This window comes from Mesorhizobium sp. M0243 (assembly GCF_040321775.1).
Lineage (GTDB): Bacteria > Pseudomonadota > Alphaproteobacteria > Rhizobiales > Rhizobiaceae > Mesorhizobium.
The window spans coordinates 20,110-39,916 of record NZ_JAMYSF010000030.1 but is presented as its reverse complement, the minus strand read 5'-3'; the positions used below and the strand labels follow the sequence as shown (position 1 = coordinate 39,916).

Below are 19,807 nucleotides of genomic sequence, written 5' to 3'. Positions count from 1 at the left end.
ACGTCCAAACCGATTCGCGCTTAGAATTTTACCCCACGAACTGCCGCGCCAAAATCAGCACTGCCGCACCCGCCAGAAACATCGCCATCAACCCACCGCGCAGCGAGACGACCGCGGTGACCACCAGAGCCGCCCATTCCGCCGGCCCGGCATTCAACAGTTCCGGCGCCACCAGCGTCGTCAGCACCGCGGCCGGCACGGCATTGAGGCCGGCCTCAACGCGCGGGTGGATGGTGTCGAAGCGGGAGATGACCAGATGCCCACCGATGCGCGTCAGATAGGTCGCGATTGCGCCGGCGATGATGATCCAGAAGGTCGTGCTCATGGCCGTGCCTTTACGCCGCTGTGATGGGGAGGCAGGATGACCGCCAGCAGCACACCGGCAACAGCGCCAATCGAGACATGCCAAGGCGAGCCGACCGTCTTGTAGGCGATGATCGAGGCGGCGGCGCTGGCGACGACCACCGGCAGCCACAGCGGCCGCTTGCGAAAGCCCAGCACGAGACCGAGGAAATAGATCGGCAGCAGGAAATCGATGCCGAGCGCATGCGTGTCGGGGATCAGCTTGCCGAACAGTGCGCCAAGCGCGCTTTCGACGATCCAGAACAGATAGACCGGCAAGCCAAGCCCCAGATACCAGGCAAAGCCGACCGTCTGGCCCGATTGCGCCCGCGCTTCGGCTACCGCGAATTGCGGATCGGTGAGGATGAAATAACCAAGTGCCTGCTGGGTGACAGGCCAGTGCGCGATGCGCCGGCCGATGCCTGCGGAATAGAGCACGTGGCGGAAATTGACGGCGAAGATCGACAGCACGATCAGCCACGGCGCCACATGCTGGCCGAACAGCTGGATGCCGACCATCTGGCTGGCGCCGCCATAGACCAGCGCGCTCATCAGGAAGGCTTCCAGGACCGAGAAACCATTGTCGACGGCGAGCGCACCGAACAGCACCGCAAACGGCGCCGACGCCACCACGACAGGCATCGACAGCCGCACGCCCTGCCAGAAATCGCTTCTTTCGCTGCTCTCCGAAATTGCGTCCGTCGCCATCAACCACTCCTGATACATGTCGCCCAAAAGTGCGTAGCAGGGATAACGACATGCACAACAACAAGGGAAGCGCGGTATGTAGGTGGCGCGCCTCGCCGTGTCACACGAATTCGCTTGAGCCAAACGATCAGCGGAAATGATCGCTGGATCGGCTGAGTTAGACGCTTATTCCTTCGGGATCTTGCCCTCAATCGCCCTGCCCCAGTCGAGCAGCGGCTTGGCGCGCAAGGTGAAATCGACGAGTTCATCGACCAGATCAGCCGTATGGATTCCGGCCGGATCGATGACATGCTGGACATAGAAATGCCGGTGGCGGATGGCGGCGACCAGATCGGGATCGCTGATTTCCTCGAAGCCGCGTGGCGTACGCTTCATACGGCCTTCGGTCTCGAGTTCAAGCCGGTTCTTCTTCAGCGCCGCCACCAGGGCGCGAAACTTGTCCGGCTTCGTCGCGACGGCTTTGCGCATCGCCAGCAGCAGCGCAGGCTCCGGCTGCCACCAGGCAATGTCGGCAAAGCAGCGCTCAAGCCCGATATGCACGTAGAACACGCCCTGCTCCATCTTGGTGCCGTCGGGCGACAGGATGGCCGACAAATGCCTGTTGTAGGGCCGCTTGTCCTTGGCGAAACGCACGTCGCGATTGATCCGGAACAGCGACTTCTTGCGGTCGCCGCGCAGGCCGAGACCTGCCTCCGCGAAGCGCGCGGTCAGCGTCTCGACGAGATCACCGAATGGATCGCGCAAATCCTTTTCGAAGAGGTCGCGATTCTCCAGGAACCACTCGCGGCTCTGGTGGAAATCCAGCGCCTTGAGGAACGGAATGGCTTTGGGGCCGAAGCCGCTGAACGGTCCGGTCATGCCTTGCCGATCCGCACCAGCCAGGCATCCTCGTCGATCACCTCGATGCCGAGTTCGCTGGCGAGCTTCAGCTTGGAGCCGGCACCTGGCCCGGCCACGACAAGATCGGTCTTCGCCGAAACCGAGCCCGCGACCTTGGCGCCGAGGCGCTCCGCCATCGCCTTGGCTTCGGAGCGTGTCATCTTCTCCAGCGAGCCCGTGAACACGACCGTCTTGCCGGCGACCTCGCTGTCGGCCGAGACGTTGACGATATACGGCTTCGGCTTGACTTGGCGGAGCAACGCGTCAAGCACGTCGTCATTGCGCTCATTGCCGAAGAAGTCGCGCAAAGCATCGATCACGGTATCGCCGATGCCGTTGACCGAGGGGAAAACCGTATGTGGATTCTCCGCTGCCGCTGTCTCCTTGCCGACGCGGATCAGCTCCTCGATGGTCGAGAAGGTGCGGGCAAGCACGGCGGCCGTCGTTTCACCGATATGGCGGATGCCGAGCGCGAAGATGAAGCGGTCCAGCTCCGGCTCGCGGCGCGAATCGATGGCGGCGAACAGCTTGTCGAGGCCCTCATAGTTGCGATCCTCGACGCTGCGCACATTCTTGCGTGTCTTGCCCGATGCGGCCTCGCGCTGCCTTGCCTGCTCCTCACGGCGCTCGGCCAGCGCCCTGGTGACAGCCGGACGGCGGTCCCTGAGCGTGAAGATATCGGCGGCGGTCTTGATCAATCCCGCATTGAAGAACGTGTCTATGTTTTCCGCGCCGAGCCCTTCGATGTCCAGGGCGCCGCGTGACACGAAGTGGCGCAATCCCTCCACCGCCTGCGCCGGGCAGATCAGTTCGCCGGTGCAGCGCCGGCGGGAATCTTCCTTGCCGGTCTTTTCGTTGATCTCGCGCGTCGCCGGCGAGCCGCAGATCGGGCAAGTGTGAGGGAACTCGTAAGGCACCGCATCAGCAGGCCGCTTGTCGATGACGACGCTGACGATCTGCGGAATGACATCGCCTGCCCGCTGGATCACGACCGTATCGCCGATGCGCACATCGATGCCATCTCGGATCGGCTCGCCGGTACTGTCCAGGCCCTTGATGTAGTCCTCATTGTGCAGCGTGACGTTCTCGACCACGACGCCGCCGACAGTGACCGGCGCCAGCCGCGCAACCGGCGCCAGCGTACCGGTACGACCGACCTGGATGTCGATCTTCTGCACGGTCGTCATCGCCTGTTCGGCCGGGAATTTGTGCGCGACCGCCCAGCGCGGTTCGCCGGTGACGAAGCCCCATCGGCGTTGCAATTCCAGCTGGTCGACCTTGTAGACGACACCGTCGATATCGTAGCCGAGCGCCGAGCGCTGCTCCTCGATCCGATGATAATGCGCGATCAACTCCTCGGCCGATTTCGCCCGCACCATCAACGGACTGATCTTGAAACCCCACTCGGCGAATTTCTGCACCGAATCATATTGGGTCGGAGCGGGATCCGCCGTCGTGTAACCCCAGGCATAGGCGAAGAATTTGAGATTGCGGCTGGCGGTGACGGACGGATCCTTCTGGCGCAGCGACCCGGCCGCCGTATTGCGCGGATTGACATAGTCCTGGCCGCCGGCCGCTGCCGAGCGTTGCTTCAGCGCCTCGAATTCCGCATAGGTCATATAAACCTCGCCGCGGATCTCGATGGTTTCGGGCCAGCCCGAGCCTTTCAACTTCGAAGGAATGTCGGCGATAGTCTTCAAATTGGCGGTGATGTCCTCGCCGACGGCGCCGTTGCCACGCGTTGCGCCCTGCACGAACACACCGTTCTCGTAGCGCAGCGAAGCCGACAGCCCGTCGATCTTCGGTTCGGCGGTGAAGGCGATGTCGAGCTCCTTGTCGCGATCGAAGAATCGCCGCCCGCGTTCGATGAAATCCGTGACGTCATCGTCGGTATAGGCCTTGGCAAGGCTGAGCATCGGCACCGCATGGCGCACCTTGGTAAAGCCTTCCGCGGGTGCTGCACCAACCCTCAGCGATGGCGAGTCCTCGCGAACCAGCGCTGGAAAGCGCTCCTCGATGGCAAGGTTGCGCCGCGCCAGCGCATCATACTCCGCATCGGTGATAACAGGCGCATCTTCGGTATGGTAACGCCGGTCGTGCTCGGCGATCTCTTCCGCCAGCCGTTTCAGCTCGGCTTCGGCCTCGCTTTCGGTCAGGGCATCGACTGGTTTTTCGGACATGGTTTTGCACCTGGCTGCTGTTGGCCCGGGACAATAGATCAGGATTCGGATGGAAGGGAGCTGAATTCTGACAAAACCACGCCGAAACAGCAGGATGGAGCCATATGCTGACTCTGTTCGTGCGTCGAATTTCACCAGTTAGAGGCACCCCCGATCGGGAAGCAGCGCCATCAGGAAACGGCGGTATTCTCACGCAGCAATCGCTCGGCGGCGGCGCGCGCCTCGTCGGTGATGGTGGCGCCGGCCAGCATCCGCGCGATCTCTTCCTGCCGCGCCGGCCGGTCCATCTCGGCAATGCCCGTGGCGACACGGTCGGTGGTGCCGGATTTGGAGATCAGGAAATGCGTCGCCGCGCGCGCCGCCACCTGTGGTGCGTGCGTCACCGACAGCACCTGCACGCGCTTCGACAGCCGCGCCAGCCGCTGGCCGATAGCGTCGGCGACAGCGCCGCCCACACCGGTGTCGATTTCGTCGAACACCAGCGTCGGTGCCGAGCCGCGGTCAGCCAGCGCCACCTTCAGCGCCAGAAGGAAGCGCGAAAGCTCCCCGCCGGAGGCCACTTTCATCATCGGCCCGGGCCGCGTGCCTGGATTGGTCCGCACCCAGAATTCGATCTGATCGATCCCCTCTTCCATGCGGCTTTCGACCTCGCTCTTCATTTCCACGATAAAGGCGGCGCGTTCGAGCTTCAGAGCCGGCAATTCCGCCATCACCGCCTTGGTCAGGCCGACCGCCGCCGCATGACGAAGCGAGGACAGCTGCGCGGCGGCAATGTCATAGGTCTCGCGCGCGGCGGTGGCCTGCTTTTCCAACCCGTGCAGGCGCTCCTCGCCGGCATCGAGATCGGCGAGATCGGCCGACATCGTGTCGCGCAGCTGCGCCAAATCGTCGACGGCGACGCTGTGCTTGCGCGAGGCCGCGCGCAGCGAAAACAGCCGCTCCTCCGCTTTCTCCAGCCGTTGCGGATCATATTCGGTGGCGCGCAATGCTGCCTCGACGCCCGATTGCGCCGCGTCGAGCGACAGCATCGCCTCATCGAGCGATTTGACGACATCGTCGAGCAGGCCGGGCGCCTCCGTCACCTTGCGCTGCAGCCGCCGCAGCAGGCTGGCCAGTTGCGGCAAGGGCGAGGACGGGCCGGATAGCACATCCTGCGCATCATGGATTTCGGAAGCGATCTTCTCCGCTCGCATCATCGACGCCCGCAGTTCGGCGAGATCAGTCTCCTCGCCCGGCTGCGGATCGAGCTTGGTCAGTTCCGCCACCGCCGCGCGCAAATAATCAGCCTCGCGCGCCGCCGCCGCCACCTTGGCGCGGTGTCGCGACAGCTCCTGCTCGCAGGCGCGCCAGTGCCGCCATGCCTCGCCGGTCGAGCGGACGGCGCCGAGATGGCCACCGAAAGCGTCGAGCACCTCGCGGTGCGCTCCGGGATCGACCAGCGCGCGCTCGTCATGCTGGCCGTGGATCTCGACCAGCGCGCGCCCGACATCGCGCATCAGGGTGACGCTTGAAGGCTGATCGTTGACGAAGACGCGGGTGCGGCCGTCCGCCGTCTGCAGGCGGCGCAGGATGATGTCGCCGTCATCCTCGATCGCATTGTCGGCAAGCAGCGTACGCGCCGGATGGTTACGCGGCACGTCGAAGACGGCGATGACCTGCCCCTGCGCCGCGCCATGGCGCACCAGCGAAGCATCGCCGCGCGCTCCGAGCGCCAGCGACAAGGCATCGAGCAGGATGGATTTTCCGGCACCGGTTTCGCCGGTCAGCACCGAAAGACCCGGCTGGAAGTCGATATCCAGCTTCTCGATCAGGACGATATCGCGGATCGACAGTCTGGAAAGCATCAGAACCCAAATCTAGAACGGCACGCGACGGTTTGGAGTCGCAGCGCCGCACTATCTTTTTGTTTGAGCACCGGATCAATCCGAAAAAGCGCACGCTTCGATCCGAGTGCTCCAGGCAGGTTCCGCAAAAGTGTCGTGCGGTTTTGCGGCTAGAACCCGCGACAAGCAACAAAACCAGGCAGACGGCGCGTTGGTGAAGCCTGCAACGTCTGCTTGGGATCAGGCGCCGGTGATCATCTTTCCGGCCTTGGATATCCACGACCCGGCATTTTCGCGCGGTGCAAGCCCATTGCTCTGCAAGAGCTTGTATGAATCCTTGTACCATGAACTGTCAGGGTAATTGGTGCCGAGCACGGCGGCGGCGGTCTGCGCCTCCGAGGTCAGACCCATCGCGTAATAGCTTTCGGTCAGGCGGGCGAGCGCCTCCTCGACATGGCGGGTGTTGGAATAGTTCTCGACCACGGTGCGGAAGCGCTTGACGGCGGCGATGTATTCACGCCGCTCGAGATAGTAGCGGCCGATCTGCATTTCCTTACCGGCCAGCTGATCGTTGGCGAAGCGGATCTTTTCCTTGGCGTCGTCGACATATTCCGATGTCGGCCAGCGCGTGACCAGATCCTGCATCGTCTGGACGGTCTGACGCGCTTCCTTCTGGTCCTGCGTCACGTCCTTGATCTGACGGTAGTAGCTCAAGCCGATGATGTACTGCGCATAGGCGGCGTCATCGGTCGACGGGTAAAGCGTGAGATAGCGCTTGGCCGAGCCGATCGCCTCATCGTAATTGCCCTGGCGATAGTCGGCGAAAGCGCCCATCACCATCGATTTGCGGGCCCATTCTGAATAGGGATGCTGGCGGTCGACGGCGTCGAACTTCTTGCTCGCCTCCTGCAGGCGCCCGGCATTGAGATTGGCAAGGCCCTGATTGTAGAGAACATCGGCCGGCTCGGTCTGGTCGACATAGGTCGACAGGTCGATATCTTTCTCCGACGACATGCAGGCCGACAGAAAGAGCGATGGAACAACTACTGAAAGCGCCAGGAAAACAGCCCTCTGCGGTGCTTTCAATTGACCAACTCGCTTGAAGAACATGATTGGATCTCGCCCTTTCGGCGCCATTTCAATGCCAGTTGCATGCCATTGTTTCAAAACTGGTCCCCACTTTTGAACGACATGCATTAATCGACGGCAGCAGCCATAAACCATAACCGCCTTGCCCGACAACGCTATCTCCGGCCAATCGCACATTTTTGTGGCGGCCGGACGCAGCTTGGACGTCAATGCAATTTCACTGGCGAGTGGTGCATTCCTGCCACATGCGCTATCGCCCATGGAACCCGAAAAACCCGGGAAATCAGATCATCCAGGGCGCGTAGAGTGGCGCATTGACGGCGTTCATCTCGGCGCTGCGGCCACGCTCGCGGCGTGTCGTCTCGACGATTTCGAATGCCGTGCGGTCCGAGAGCAGACGGCGCAGGGCCGCGGCATTCATCCTGTGGCCGCCGCGATAGGAGCGGAAGCAGCCGATGAAGCGGGCGCCGGCCAGCGCCAGGTCGCCCATGGCGTCCAGCGTTTTATGGCGCACGAATTCGTTGGGATAGCGCAGGCCGCCCATATTGATGACGCGGTTGTCGTCGCCGATGACCAGCGAGTTCTCCAGCGAGGAGCCGAGCGCATAGCCTGCAGCCCACAGCCGCTCGACATCCTTCATGAAGCCGAAGGTGCGGGCGCGCGCGATGTCGCGACGGAAAATATCGGCATTGAGGTCGGAGGCAAACAGCTGACGGCCGATCGCCGGACTTTCGAAGTCGATCTCGATCTCGAAACGGGTCCCGTCATAGGGGCGAAACTCCGCCCACGAGGCGCCGTTCTCGATGCGGACCGGCTTGATGACCCTGATATAGCGGCGCTTGACCGAAAGCGTCTCGATGCCCGCCTGATCGATGGCTTCGACGAACGCCATGGCGCTGCCATCGAAGATAGGAACCTCGGAACCATCGATCTCGACAGCGACATTATCGATGCCGAGCCCAAACAGCGCCGCCATGATGTGCTCGACCGTGGCGATATGCTCGCCGGCGGGATCACCAAGCATGGTGCACAGGTCGGTAGCGCCGACTTCCGAAACCAGGGCACGAAACTCGCGGCCCTGCTCCGCACCGTTGAAAAGCTGGAAAACGATGCCGGTGTCAGCATCCGCGGGCACGAAGCTGATGGACACTTCCTTGCCGCTGTGGACGCCGGTGCCGGTAAGCGACGCGCGCGTCTTCAATGTCGTCTGATAGTCGTGCAAGACAATCCCCATAAGCCCGTAATGCCTAGGTCCGCTTCTCCAGCCCGAGGGCGCGGCTCTTGTGTGAATCGGCTGGCAGGGTGACTTCCCCCGAAATCCCGGCAAACCGATGATGGTAGGCAGCGAAGATAATGTCCCGTCAGGGAGACTCCAAATCACGGTTTCTTACTCTGTGTAACCGCGAAATGGAATGAGTACGAATTGGTAAGTCGTTGAAATCCCACCATTTAAAACGTTAACAGGCAAGCGATTCCTCGCTTGCCTGTTAACAAATGTTACAGTCCGTTTACCAATCAGTTGGCCTGGCGGCGCAGGAACGCCGGAATCTCCAGCTGATCGTCTTCCTGAGTCGTCCTCACCTGCGGCGTCAGGCGGCCCTGATCATCGAGCTGGCCACGGCGCGGCGCATACAGCTGCGCATCCTGACTGGCGAGACGGCGTACTTCGGGCGCTGCCTGGCGCAGCTTGGGCTCGCGCGGCTGCGCCGGCTGCAGCCTTGCGGGTTCCTCCTCGCGGCGGGTCAGGCCATTGGTCAGGCGCTTCAGCAGGCCCATCGGTCCGCTGTTGTTCTCGTGGTCGACCGGGCGGCTCTTGGCGTCCACCTCGGCCTTGACGACCGGCGGAAAGTCCTCGACGCGCGGCATACGCTGCGGCGCCATGGCAACCGGCTGCGGCGCTTCGCGCTGCAGCATCTCGCGCGGCTGCGGGGCCGGCTGCATCTGCTGGACCACCGGCTGCGGCATCGGCTGGGCGGGCGGTGCCTGGAAGATCTTGCTCTGCGGGCGGAAATCTTCAGCGTGGGCGACCGGGGCCGGGCGCGCCTGCGCCATAGCCGCGGCATTAGCTTCGGCCAGATGGATGGCTTCCGCGACCGGGTCGACAGCGCGTGGCTCGTATGCCGCCTGCTGGACAGGCGCCGGACGAACCTCCGCGATCTGAGCCGCCGGGCGGCTGGCCGGCTTCGGAGGCGCCGTGCGGATCGAGATCGGCGCGGCGGCGATTTCAGCCGCCGACTTGTCGATGCCGGTGGCAACCACCGAGACGCGAATGACGCCTTCGAGTTCCTCGTCGAAAGTGGCGCCCAGGATGATGTTGGCGTCCTGGTCGACTTCCTCGCGGATACGGGTCGCGGCTTCGTCGACTTCGAACAGCGTCAGGTCGCGGCCGCCGGTGATCGAGATCAGCAGGCCCTTGGCGCCCTTCATCGAGGTCTCGTCGAGCAGCGGGTTGGCGATCGCCGCTTCGGCGGCGGCCATCGCACGGCCCTCTCCGGAAGCCTCGCCGGTGCCCATCATCGCCTTGCCCATCTCGCGCATGACGGAACGGACGTCGGCGAAGTCGAGATTGATCAGGCCTTCCTTGACCATCAGGTCGGTGATGCAGGCGACACCGGAATAGAGCACCTGGTCGGCCATGGCGAAGGCGTCGGCGAAGGTGGTCTTGTCATTGGCCAGCCGGAACAGGTTCTGGTTGGGGATGACGATCAGCGTATCGACGCATTTCTGCAATTCCTCGATGCCGAAATCCGCGGTCTTCATGCGGCGCTGGCCTTCGAAGTGGAACGGCTTGGTGACGACGCCGACGGTGAGGATGCCCTTTTCGCGCGCCGCGCGGGCAACGACGGGAGCAGCACCGGTGCCGGTGCCGCCGCCCATGCCGGCGGTGACGAAGCACATATGGGTGTTGGTCAGGTGATCGAGGATTTCATCGATGCACTCTTCCGCCGCCGCACGGCCGACTTCCGGCTGCGAGCCGGCGCCAAGGCCTTCGGTGACATGCGCGCCGAGCTGGATCAGGCGGCCCGCCTTCGACATGGTCAGCGCCTGCGCGTCGGTGTTGGCCACCACGAACTCGACACCGCGCAAACCGGCGGTGATCATGTTGTTGACGGCATTGCCGCCGCCGCCGCCGACACCGAACACGGTGATGCGCGGCTTAAGCTCGGTGATGTCCGGCTTCTGCAGATTGATGGTCATTGTCTCCGTCCTTTGCCTTTCACGCCGCTTCGCCGCCGCGGCCGCCTATGGGGCTGTCCCCGTCAATTTTAGAAACTGTCTCTCAACCACTGACTCATGCGATGCAGTTTTCCGCCCGTTCCGGTCATTTTGAGACCGGAAATTCCTTTCGCAGGATGGCTCTCGAAGCTCGCCATCTGCGGATAGATCAGAAGCCCCACCGCGGCCGAGAAGGCCGGCCCCTTCGCCGCTTCCGGCAGGCCGGCCACGCCGAGCGGGCGGCCGATGCGCACATTGCGTCCCAGGATGCGGCGCGCCGCCTCCGGCAGGCCGGCAAGCTGGCTGGCACCGCCGGTAAGAACCACACGCTTGCCCACTGCATTGCCATAGCCGGACCTGTTGAGCCGGTCGCGCAGCAGTTCGAGCGTCTCGTCGATGCGGGCGCGCACGATGCGCGTCATCACCGAGCGCGGGATCTGCAAGGGCACGTCGCCATCGTCGCCGATCGGCTGGACCGAGACCAGGTCGCGGTCGTCTGCGCTGCCCGGCAGCGCCGAGCCATGCATCACCTTCAGCCGTTCCGCGGCATCGAGCGAGGTCGACAGCCCCTTGGCCATGTCCAGCGTGACGTGGTTGCCGCCGATGGCGATGGCGTCGCCATGGACGAACTTGCCTTCCGAAAACACCGAAATCGTTGTCGTGCCGCCGCCCATGTCGATGCAGGCCGCACCCATTTCCAGCTCGTCGTCGACCAGGGCCGCCAAACCGCTGGCATAGGGCGTCGCCACCATGCGCTCGACCGACAGATGCGAGCGGTTGATGGAAAGCTCCAGATTGCGCATCGGCGCGGCGTCGCCGGTCAGCACATGCATGTCGACGCCGAGTGCGTCACCGACCATGCCGCGCGGATCGCGCACGCCGCGTTCGGCATCCAGCGAGAAGCCGACGGGAAGCGAATGGATCACCTCGCGCTCGGCCTTCAGCGCCTGCTTGGCGCCAGCACCGAGAACGCGCTTGATGTCGGCCTCGTCGGCCTCATGGCCGCCAAGATTGATGGTGGCGGAGAAGGCTTCGCTCTTGAGCCGGCCGGCCGTCATGTTGACGATCAGAGAATCGACCGTCAGCCCGGCCATGCGCTCGGCCGCGTCGACGGAAAGGCGGATGGCGTGCTCGGCGCGGTCGAGATCGACGATGACACCCGACTTCACGCCTTGCGACTTCTGGTGACCGATGCCGATCACCTGGATCCGGTGCGAGCGGCCGCGCAGCAGCTTGCCGTCATCGCACGGCTTCAGCTTGGCCACCATGCAGCAGACCTTGCTCGAACCGACATCCAGCACCGTCAGGGTGCCGGACCGGCGCGACGCGGCATCGCCAGGACCGCCAAGCCAGTTCATATCTTCGTCTCCGGCTTGCGCTTCAGGCTCTTGGGTTTCTCGTTGAGGGCGGCTTCGCGCTGCGTCGCCGCTTCCGCCGTCAACTGCACGACCAGCCGGTCCGTCAGGCGCATGTCGACGGCGGCGATGTCGCGCGACAGCAAGCCGCTGTCATGATCCATCTTCACGAGTTCGGCGAGCGCCTGTTCCTCGTCATCCTCGGGAAGCTTGATGGTGATGCCATTGTCCAGCTTCAGGTCCCAGCGCCGCTCGCCTACGCGGATATACCCTTTGATCCGGCTCGCGAGCTCGGGATATTTTTCGACCTTGGCCAGGAAATCGGGCGCGCTCGCCGGCGCGCCGGCGCCGATCAGCAGCGGCAGAAGCACCTGCTTGCCGCCCGAGAACGGCGCGATCATGGCACCATTCCTCTCGATGACCGAAAGCTCGTCGCCCTGCTGCCAGAGCGCGAAAGCCTCGCGCTCCTCGACACGTACTTCCAGCGTATGCGGGTAGACCTTGCGCACCGCCGCAACCTCGATCCACGGCAGGCCGGAGATCCGTTCGCGCGCTGCCTCGGCATTAAAGCCGATCAGCGACGTCCAGCCATCAAGTTCAAGCCTGTCGAGTATATCGATTTCCGAGGTCTGGCGATTGCCGACCACCTTGACCTGATCGACGGCAAAGCCGGTACGGGCGGTGATGCTCTGCACGATACCGTCGACGTGACCGCCAAGGTAGGCACCATAGGCACTGCTCGAGAAAATCAGCACGGCCGACATCATGGCCGCGGAAAAGCGCGGCGCCTGGAATTCCCCAACGCCCAGGCGCGCCAGAATGCGCACCGGGCGGCGAAGCATGCGCGGCAGTACGAAATGGTCCAACGACAATGACAGGCCGAACAGCGCCGGCCCGGCCGCGCCCCTCTCCCTACCTTGTCCCCATTTCAACGCAGACACGAAGCGTCCTCCACCATCCAACTCAACAAATCGCCAAACGAGTGCCCGGCTTGGGCGGCGATTTCAGGCACCAAAGACGTCGGCGTCATACCCGGCTGGGTGTTGACCTCGAGCCAGACAATCTCGCCGTTTTCGGAATGACGATCGTCATAACGGAAGTCCGAACGGGAAACGCCTCGACAGCCGATCGCTTGGTGAGCCTTGAGCGCCAGTGTTTGTATTTTTTGGTAAATATTCGGTGAAACTTTTGCGGGGCATTCGTGCTTTGATCCCCCGGCGACATATTTTGAATCATAGTCGTAGAAGGAATGGCCGGTCGGGATGATCTCGCAGACCCCCAGCGCCACATCGCCCATCACCGCGCAGGTCAGCTCCCTGCCGTGGATGTAGCGCTCGACCATGACGGTATCGCCATATTTCCACTCCGACGAGCCAAGAACCTGCGGCGGATGCGACTGGCCCTCATGCACGATGACGACACCGAAGCTCGAACCCTCATTGACCGGCTTGACCACATAGGGCGGCTTCATCGGATGCTTGTTCTGGATGGCAAAGCGGCTGGCGACCTTCGATTCGGCGACCACGATGCCGACCGACTTGGCAACCCGCTTGGCCTGCTCCTTGTTCATGGCCAGAGCCGAGGCGAGCACGCCAGAATGGGTGTAGGGAATGCCGAGATATTCAAGGATGCCCTGAATGGTGCCGTCCTCGCCAAAAGGGCCGTGCAGCGCATTGAAGGCGACATCCGGCTTGAGCTCGGCAAGCACGGAGCCGACATCGCGCCCGACATCGACACGGGTGACCTGGTAGCCTTCCTTCTCGAGCTCATCGGCACAAGCCCTTCCCGACGAAAGAGACACGGGCCGCTCGGACGAAAAACCACCCAGCAGGACGGCCACATGCTTGTTTTTCATTCCCCGGCATCCCCTCTCTCACGGCGGACCAAAACCAGATTTTCCGCAACATTGAGTCAGAGTCTCCCGGCAGGTTGCCCCCCAGACGGAAAACGCTGAAAACGCGTCGAACGACTCAAATCAGGAAACGCTTTCGAGCAGAGAATCAGAGAGTTGATTCACTGGCAAGTGCTTACGATTCCGAGAGATTCACTTTCTGAGAAAATGGATGCGAAAAGCGTGTCGTTGAGTCTTTGCGGCAACGGTCGCGGACCGTTTCGGCCTCGTTGAAGTTCATGCATCACATGAACTTCAACGCGCGCCAAAGTGCACCTTAAAGGAGCTGCCCGAGAAACTCCTGCACGGCATGCCCCGGCCGGAAATTGCCGATTCGCTTGATTTCCCATTGCAACCGGATACCGGAATTCTCCAGCACCCGCGTGCGCACCGTCTCGCCGAGATATTCAAGGTCGTAGCCGGTCGCGGTTCCCGTGTTGATCATGAAGTTGCAATGCATCGGCGACATCTGGGCCCCGCCGATCATCAGGCCGCGGCAGCCCGCTCTGTCGATCTCCTTCCAGGCCGACGTGCCTTCCGGATTCTTGAAGGTCGAGCCACCGGTCTTCTCGCGGATCGGCTGCACGGTCTCGCGATGGTTCTGCACGGCCTCCATCGCCGCCTTGATCGCCGTTTTCTCCTCGGCAAAGCCTTCGAACACGGCCGAGGTGAAGATCAGCCCGGAGGGCGCCGCTGAATGGCGATAGGCGTATCCCATATCGGCATTGCTCAGCGTCTGCACATTGCCCTTGCGGTCGAGCGCCCGCACTTCGACGACGCGCTCGCGCGTCTCGACACCATTGGCGCCGGCATTCATCCGCAGCGCACCGCCGATTGCACCCGGAATGCCGTGGTAGAAATGAAAGCCGCCAATGCCGGCCTCGAGCGCCACCGCTGCGACACGCTTGTCGGGGGTCGCAGCTCCCGCCTTGATCCTGATCGGCGAAATCACCTCGGCCTCGCCGAAGCCCTTGGCCGAAAGGCGGATGACAAAGCCCTCGATGCCGCCGTCGCGGACCAAAAGGTTCGAGCCGACGCCAACGACGGTAAGAGGTATTTCTTCAGGAACGGCTTTGAGGAACACCGCAAGATCCTCCTCATCAGCCGGCTGGAACAACGCTTCAGCCAGGCCCCCGGCACGGAACCAGGTGATCTTGTCCATCTCGGCGTTCGGCGTGAGGCGGCCGCGCAGGCCGGCAAGCCGGTCGCCAAGTCTGTCGATCAGGGCCTGGCCGTGCATCATGAGACGGTCCCGCCAAGCTCCTTGGGCAACGCATAGGCCCATTGGGTGATGTTGCCGGCGCCCAGGAAGACGACGAAGTCACCCGGCTTGGCCAGATCACGGATGACGGGCGCGATCGCCGCCGGACCCTCGATGTAGCGCGCGTCGCGATGGCCGCCGGCGCGGATGCGCGACACCAGCGCGTCCGAGCTGACGCCGTCGATCGGCTCTTCGCCGGCCGCGTAGACCGGCGCCACCATCACTGTGTCGGCGTCGTTGAAGCAAGTGGAAAACTCGTTGAACAGATCATGCAGCCGGGTGAAGCGATGCGGCTGGGCAATGGCGATGACGCGACCCTGGGTGGCGCTGCGCGCCGCCTTCAGCACCGCCGAGATCTCGACCGGATGGTGGCCGTAATCGTCGAATATTTCGACGCCGTCCCACGAACCGGTATGGGTGAAGCGGCGCTTGACGCCGGCGAAGGACGACAGGCCCTTCTTGATCGCCTCGGCCGACAGGCCGAGCTCATGCGCGACCGCGATCGCTGCCGTCGCGTTGGAGACGTTGTGGCGGCCGGGCATCGGCAGGCGCAGGCCTGCTATGACAGTCTGGCCGCCTGTCTTGCGGTCGCGGATCACCACGTCGAATTCCGAAATGGCACCTGCCATGCGGTGATTGGTAAAGCGCACGTCGGCCTGCGCATTCTCGCCATAGGTGATGACCCGGCGGTCCTCGATGCGGCTGACCAGCGCCTGCACCTCGGGATGGTCGGTGCACATCACGCCAAAACCGTAGAACGGCACGTTCTCGACAAACTGGCGGAACGCCTCCCGCACCTTGTCGAAGCTGCCATAGTGATCGAGATGCTCGGGATCGATGTTGGTGACGACCGCGATCTCGGCCGGGAGTTTCAGGAAAGTGCCGTCGCTTTCGTCGGCCTCGACCACCATCCATTCGCCGTCGCCCATGCGCGCGTTGGTGCCGTAGGCATTGATGATGCCGCCATTGATGACGGTCGGATCGAGCCCACCGGCATCGAGCAAGGTCGCCACCATCGAGGTCGTGGTCGTCTTGCCATGCGTGCCGCCGATCGCCACCGCCTGGCGAAAGCGCATCAGCTCGGCCAGCATTTCGGCCCGGCGCACGATCGGCAGCAGCTTTTCGCGCGCGGCCTTGAGCTCAGGGTTGGATTTCTTGATCGCCGTCGAGACGACGACAACCTCGGCATCGCCGAGATTCTCGGCCCTATGGCCGACGAAGCATTCGATGCCCTTGTCGCGCAGCCGCTGCACATTGGCGCTTTCGGCCTGATCGGACCCTTGCACCTTGTAGCCGAGATTGTGCAGCACTTCGGCAATGCCGCTCATGCCGATGCCGCCAATGCCGATGAAATGCACAAGGCCGATGGTCTGCGGCATCTTCATGCTTGCGTCCCCTTCCTGAAATCCGAAATGGTTTTTTTGGACGCAATAGCCTCTGTAAGATCAGCGAGCAACCGTGCCGCGTTCGGCCGGCCGGCCGATTTCGCGCCCGCCGCCATCGCCACAAGCCGCTCAGGCTGGTCGATCAGCCCGCCGAGGAGCACTGCGATGCGTTCGGGCGAGAGCGAGGATTGCGGGTGCACTTCGCCGCCGCCGGCAGCGGCAAGGGCCGCCGCGTTCGCCGCCTGGTCGTGGTCGAGCGCGTAGGGGTAAGGCACCAGCAGCGCCGGCCGGCCGATGACGGCGATCTCCGAAACGGTCGAGGCGCCGGAGCGCGAGATCACCAGGTGCGCAGCCGCCATGCGCTGCGCCATGTCGGTGAAGAAGGGTGAGACCTCGGCAGCAACGCCCAGTGCCGCATAGGCCGCCTTGACCCGCGCCACATCATCGGCGCGAGCTTGTTGGGTAATGACCAGCCGCTTGCGCTGAGCATCGGAAAGCAGCGCGATCGCCCCCGGCACGGCATCGGAAAAGAACTGAGCGCCCTGGCTGCCGCCGAACACCAGCAGGCGGAACGGCTGTTCCCCGGTCGATGCCGCATAATTCGTCCTGGCAGCTTCCAGCACGGCCGGCCTGACCGGATTGCCTGTCGTCACCGTCTTGACCCCGGCAGCACTGGTGTCCTGCGGCAGGAAGCCGCCGGCGATGGCATCGACACGGCCGGCCAGCGCCCGGTTGGCGCGCCCCATCACCGCGTTCTGCTCATGGATCAGGGTCGGCACCTTGCGCCGTGTCGCCGCGTAGAGCGGCGGCAAGGTCGGATAGCCGCCAAAGCCGACGACCGCATCCGGCTTGATCCTGGCGATGACGGCGGAAGCCTGGCGCACGCCGCGCCAGATTTTCCAGAAGGCACCAAGCAGGGCAAAGGGGTTTTTCGAGCCCATCGTCGCCGACTGGATCGGATGGACGGCTGCGGCCGGGAAATGGCCGGCGAAACGCTCTGCACGGTCGTCGGTCGCCAGATGCACTGACCAGCCGCGCTCGTTCAGCTCATGCGCCAGCGCTTCGGCCGGGAAAAGATGCCCACCGGTGCCGCCTGCCGCGAGAAGGATGACGCCTCTGGCCATATCACTCCGCCGGCAGGGCGCGTTGCGACAGGCCAAAGCCCATCTGCTTGCGCTTTTCCGGCCGCTTGCGTGTCAGCGCCAGCACCATGCCCATCGAGATGGCGATGGCGATCTGCGAGGAGCCGCCATAGGAGATGAACGGCAGCGTCATACCTTTGGCCGGCACAAGCTGGAGATTGACGCACATGTTGATGACCGCTTGCAGGCCAAACACGGTGACGAGGCCGCCGACCGCATAGCGGGTGAAATCGTCATGCTCCTTCAGCGCCGTGTTGAGGCCGCGCAGCACGATGAAGGCGAAGATCGACATGATGAAGAAGCACATGATCAGCCCGAACTCTTCGCCCGCGACCGAGAAGACGAAGTCGGCATGGCTATCGGGAATGACGCGCTTGACTGTGCCCTCGCCCGGCCCGACACCGAACCAGCCGCCATTGATCAGCGCTTCGCGCCCCATGTCGACCTGGAACGTGTCGCCCTCGCCGGTGAGGAACTTGTCGATGCGCAAGGCAACGTGCGGGAACACCGTATAGGCGGCAAAGACGCCACCGACGCCGGCCGCGCCGAGCGCGACGATCCACAGCCAGGGCAGCCCGGCCATGAAGAACATGATGCCCCAGGTGCCGGTCGTCAGCATGGTCTGGCCGAGGTCCGGTTGCGCCACCAGCAGCGATACGACCAGCACCAGCAGCAGCATGGCAAACAGATTGCCCGGAATGTCAGGCTGGCGCTTGTGCTCGGCGAACAGCCAGGCGCACATGATGACGAAGGCCGGCTTCAGGAATTCCGACGGCTGGATCGACAGGCCTGCAAGCGACACCCAGCGGCGCGCACCCTTCACCTCGACGCCGATGTAGAGCACCGCCACCATCAGCACCAGCATCAGGCACAGGATGACCAGCGCCATGCGCCGGATCTGCCTGGAATCGAGGAAGGAAACGGCCAGCATCACGCCGAGCGCCGGCACGGTGAAGATGATCTGCCTGGTGGCAAAGTGGAAACTGTCGAGGCCGATGCGTTCGGCCACCGCCGGGCTGGCAGCGAAGGACAAGACGATGCCAAGCCCCATCAGCGACAGGAACGCCGCCAGGAACCAGCGATCGATCGTCCACCACCAGGTCGCAACCGGACTTTTGTCGAGACGGCTCTGCATTATCGTGCCCCTCCGATGGGTTTCACACCCTCGATAGCATTCGCAGCTTGCCTGAAGGCTTCGCCGCGGACTTCGAAATTCTTGAACTGGTCGAAGCTGGCGCAGGCCGGCGACAGCAGCACCACCGCCTCACCGCTGTCGTCCTTGGCCGCATCATGCGCGGCGTGCTCGACCGCCGCGGCCAGCGTGCCTGAAATCTCGTAGGGAACTGCCTCGCCCAGCGTCGCCGAAAAAGCCGGCGCCGCCTCGCCGATAAGATAGGCCTTGGCGATGCGCGGGAAGAAGCCGCGCAAGGGTTCGATGCCGCCTTCCTTGGGCAGGCCGCCGGCGATCCAGTAGATGCGCGCGAAGCTGGACAGCGCCGGCGCCGCCGCATCGGCATTGGTCGCCTTGGAATCGTTGATGAACAGCACATGGTCCTTGCGGCCGACCTGCTCCATGCGGTGCGCGAGGCCGGGAAAGCTTTCCAGCCCCGACTGGATCTCGCCAAGCTCCAGCCCGACCTTGAGGCAAGCGGCGACCGCCGCCAGAGCGTTCTGGGCATTGTGCTGGCCACGCAGCGAGCCGATGCCTTCGAGGAAGGCGACACGGCTGTAACGGCCGTGCACGGCTTCCATCAGATTGCTGCCATCGGCGAAATAGCCATCGGTCAGCGGCAGGCGCTTGGAAATGCGGATGACAGGCCGGCCCGCCCGCTCCAACCGCTCGGCGATCTGCGCGCACCAGGAATCGTCGATGCCGACGATCGCCGTCTCGCTGCCGGCCACCAGCCGCTCCTTGATCGCGGCGTAGTGCTGCATGGTGCCGTGGCGGTCGAGATGATCGGGCGTCAGGTTAAGCAGGATGCCTGCCGTCGGATTGATCGAGGGCGCGAGGTCGATCTGGTAGGACGAGCATTCGACCACATAGTGCCGATCGGGCTCGGGTGGATCGAGCGTCATTACCGCGCGGCCGATATTGCCGCCCATCTGGGTGTCGCGTCCCGCGGCTTTCAGGATATGCGCGGTCAGCGCGGTCGTCGTCGACTTGCCGTTGGTGCCGGTGATGGCGATGAAAGGCGAATTTGGCGCGCTCAGCATCCGCTCGCGGCAGAAAAGCTCGATGTCGCCGATGATCTCGACGCCCGAACCGCGCGCCAGCTCCACCGTCCAATGCGGCTTGGGATGCGTCAGCGGCACACCTGGCGACAGCACGAAGGCCGAGAATTTCGCCCAGTCGGCGCCGCGGAGATCGGCGGTTGCGATGCCGGCAGCCGTTGCCTTGGCCACGCTTTCGGGATTGTCGTCCCAAGCCAGCACGTCCGCGCCGCCCTCGATCAGTGCGCGCGCCGTCGCGATCCCCGAGCCACCGAGCCCGAAGAGCGAAACGCGCTTGCCTGAAAAGGATGCGGCGGGGATCAAG

General features: G+C 63.6%; 16 protein-coding genes. All 16 read right to left on the bottom strand.

The window, feature by feature from the left end; genetic code table 11:
• Nucleotides 1–28 precede the first annotated feature (28 nt).
• A complete protein-coding gene (locus tag NKJ11_RS28240; RefSeq protein ID WP_057142891.1) occupies nucleotides 29–325 on the bottom strand; it encodes an AzlD family protein in 297 nt (98 codons plus the stop codon).
• Nucleotides 322–1,050, bottom strand: coding sequence for an AzlC family ABC transporter permease (locus NKJ11_RS28235; RefSeq protein ID WP_128303502.1), 729 nt, complete (start codon nucleotides 1,048–1,050; stop codon nucleotides 322–324). The genes NKJ11_RS28240 and NKJ11_RS28235 overlap by 4 nt, the downstream gene beginning before the upstream one ends.
• A 165-nt stretch (nucleotides 1,051–1,215) precedes the next feature.
• Nucleotides 1,216–1,908 carry a DUF2461 domain-containing protein gene (locus tag NKJ11_RS28230; protein ID WP_352630875.1) on the bottom strand — a complete coding sequence of 231 codons (693 nt, stop codon included), beginning with the start codon at nucleotides 1,906–1,908 and terminating at the stop codon, nucleotides 1,216–1,218.
• On the bottom strand, nucleotides 1,905–4,109 hold the full coding sequence (ligA, locus tag NKJ11_RS28225; protein ID WP_352794792.1) for an NAD-dependent DNA ligase LigA: 2,205 nt from the start codon (nucleotides 4,107–4,109) through the stop codon (nucleotides 1,905–1,907). The genes NKJ11_RS28230 and ligA overlap by 4 nt, the downstream gene beginning before the upstream one ends.
• Nucleotides 4,110–4,279: 170 nt before the next feature.
• Nucleotides 4,280–5,953 (bottom strand): DNA repair protein RecN, encoded by a 1,674-nt coding sequence (gene recN, locus NKJ11_RS28220; RefSeq protein ID WP_352442242.1) that lies wholly within the window; start codon nucleotides 5,951–5,953, stop codon nucleotides 4,280–4,282.
• Nucleotides 5,954–6,172: 219 nt separating this feature from the next.
• The gene (locus tag NKJ11_RS28215; RefSeq protein ID WP_023813133.1) at nucleotides 6,173–7,042 is read right to left on the bottom strand and encodes an outer membrane protein assembly factor BamD; all 870 of its coding nucleotides are present in this window, start codon (nucleotides 7,040–7,042) and stop codon (nucleotides 6,173–6,175) included.
• A gap of 262 nt (nucleotides 7,043–7,304) precedes the next feature.
• On the bottom strand, nucleotides 7,305–8,255 hold the full coding sequence (gene lpxC / locus NKJ11_RS28210) for a UDP-3-O-acyl-N-acetylglucosamine deacetylase (protein WP_023813134.1): 951 nt from the start codon (nucleotides 8,253–8,255) through the stop codon (nucleotides 7,305–7,307).
• Nucleotides 8,256–8,536: 281 nt separating this feature from the next.
• Entirely contained in the window at nucleotides 8,537–10,219 is a 1,683-nt protein-coding gene (gene ftsZ / locus NKJ11_RS28205) for a cell division protein FtsZ (protein ID WP_352611270.1), read from the bottom strand.
• A 68-nt stretch (nucleotides 10,220–10,287) separates the two neighbouring features.
• Entirely contained in the window at nucleotides 10,288–11,595 is a 1,308-nt protein-coding gene (ftsA, locus tag NKJ11_RS28200) for a cell division protein FtsA (RefSeq protein WP_352442240.1), read from the bottom strand.
• Complete coding sequence (locus NKJ11_RS28195) at nucleotides 11,592–12,533, bottom strand: cell division protein FtsQ/DivIB (RefSeq protein WP_352442239.1); 942 nt, start codon at nucleotides 12,531–12,533, stop codon at nucleotides 11,592–11,594. The genes ftsA and NKJ11_RS28195 overlap by 4 nt, the downstream gene beginning before the upstream one ends.
• Nucleotides 12,521–13,447 carry a D-alanine--D-alanine ligase gene (locus NKJ11_RS28190; protein WP_352442238.1) on the bottom strand — a complete coding sequence of 309 codons (927 nt, stop codon included), beginning with the start codon at nucleotides 13,445–13,447 and terminating at the stop codon, nucleotides 12,521–12,523. The genes NKJ11_RS28195 and NKJ11_RS28190 overlap by 13 nt, the downstream gene beginning before the upstream one ends.
• 313 nt (nucleotides 13,448–13,760) lie before the next feature.
• The gene (murB, locus tag NKJ11_RS28185; protein WP_031213597.1) at nucleotides 13,761–14,726 is read right to left on the bottom strand and encodes a UDP-N-acetylmuramate dehydrogenase; all 966 of its coding nucleotides are present in this window, start codon (nucleotides 14,724–14,726) and stop codon (nucleotides 13,761–13,763) included.
• Nucleotides 14,723–16,129 carry a UDP-N-acetylmuramate--L-alanine ligase gene (gene murC, locus NKJ11_RS28180; RefSeq protein ID WP_023813140.1) on the bottom strand — a complete coding sequence of 469 codons (1,407 nt, stop codon included), beginning with the start codon at nucleotides 16,127–16,129 and terminating at the stop codon, nucleotides 14,723–14,725. Before murC ends, murB begins: the two co-directional genes overlap by 4 nt.
• The gene (gene murG / locus NKJ11_RS28175) at nucleotides 16,126–17,253 is read right to left on the bottom strand and encodes an undecaprenyldiphospho-muramoylpentapeptide beta-N-acetylglucosaminyltransferase (RefSeq protein ID WP_128303495.1); all 1,128 of its coding nucleotides are present in this window, start codon (nucleotides 17,251–17,253) and stop codon (nucleotides 16,126–16,128) included. The genes murC and murG overlap by 4 nt, the downstream gene beginning before the upstream one ends.
• Nucleotide 17,254: 1 nt before the next feature.
• Nucleotides 17,255–18,406, bottom strand: a complete 1,152-nt coding sequence (ftsW, locus tag NKJ11_RS28170; protein ID WP_128303494.1) for a putative lipid II flippase FtsW — start codon at nucleotides 18,404–18,406, stop codon at nucleotides 17,255–17,257.
• Nucleotides 18,406–19,806 (bottom strand): UDP-N-acetylmuramoyl-L-alanine--D-glutamate ligase, encoded by a 1,401-nt coding sequence (gene murD / locus NKJ11_RS28165; protein WP_128303493.1) that lies wholly within the window; start codon nucleotides 19,804–19,806, stop codon nucleotides 18,406–18,408. Before murD ends, ftsW begins: the two co-directional genes overlap by 1 nt.
• Nucleotide 19,807 lies beyond the last annotated feature (1 nt).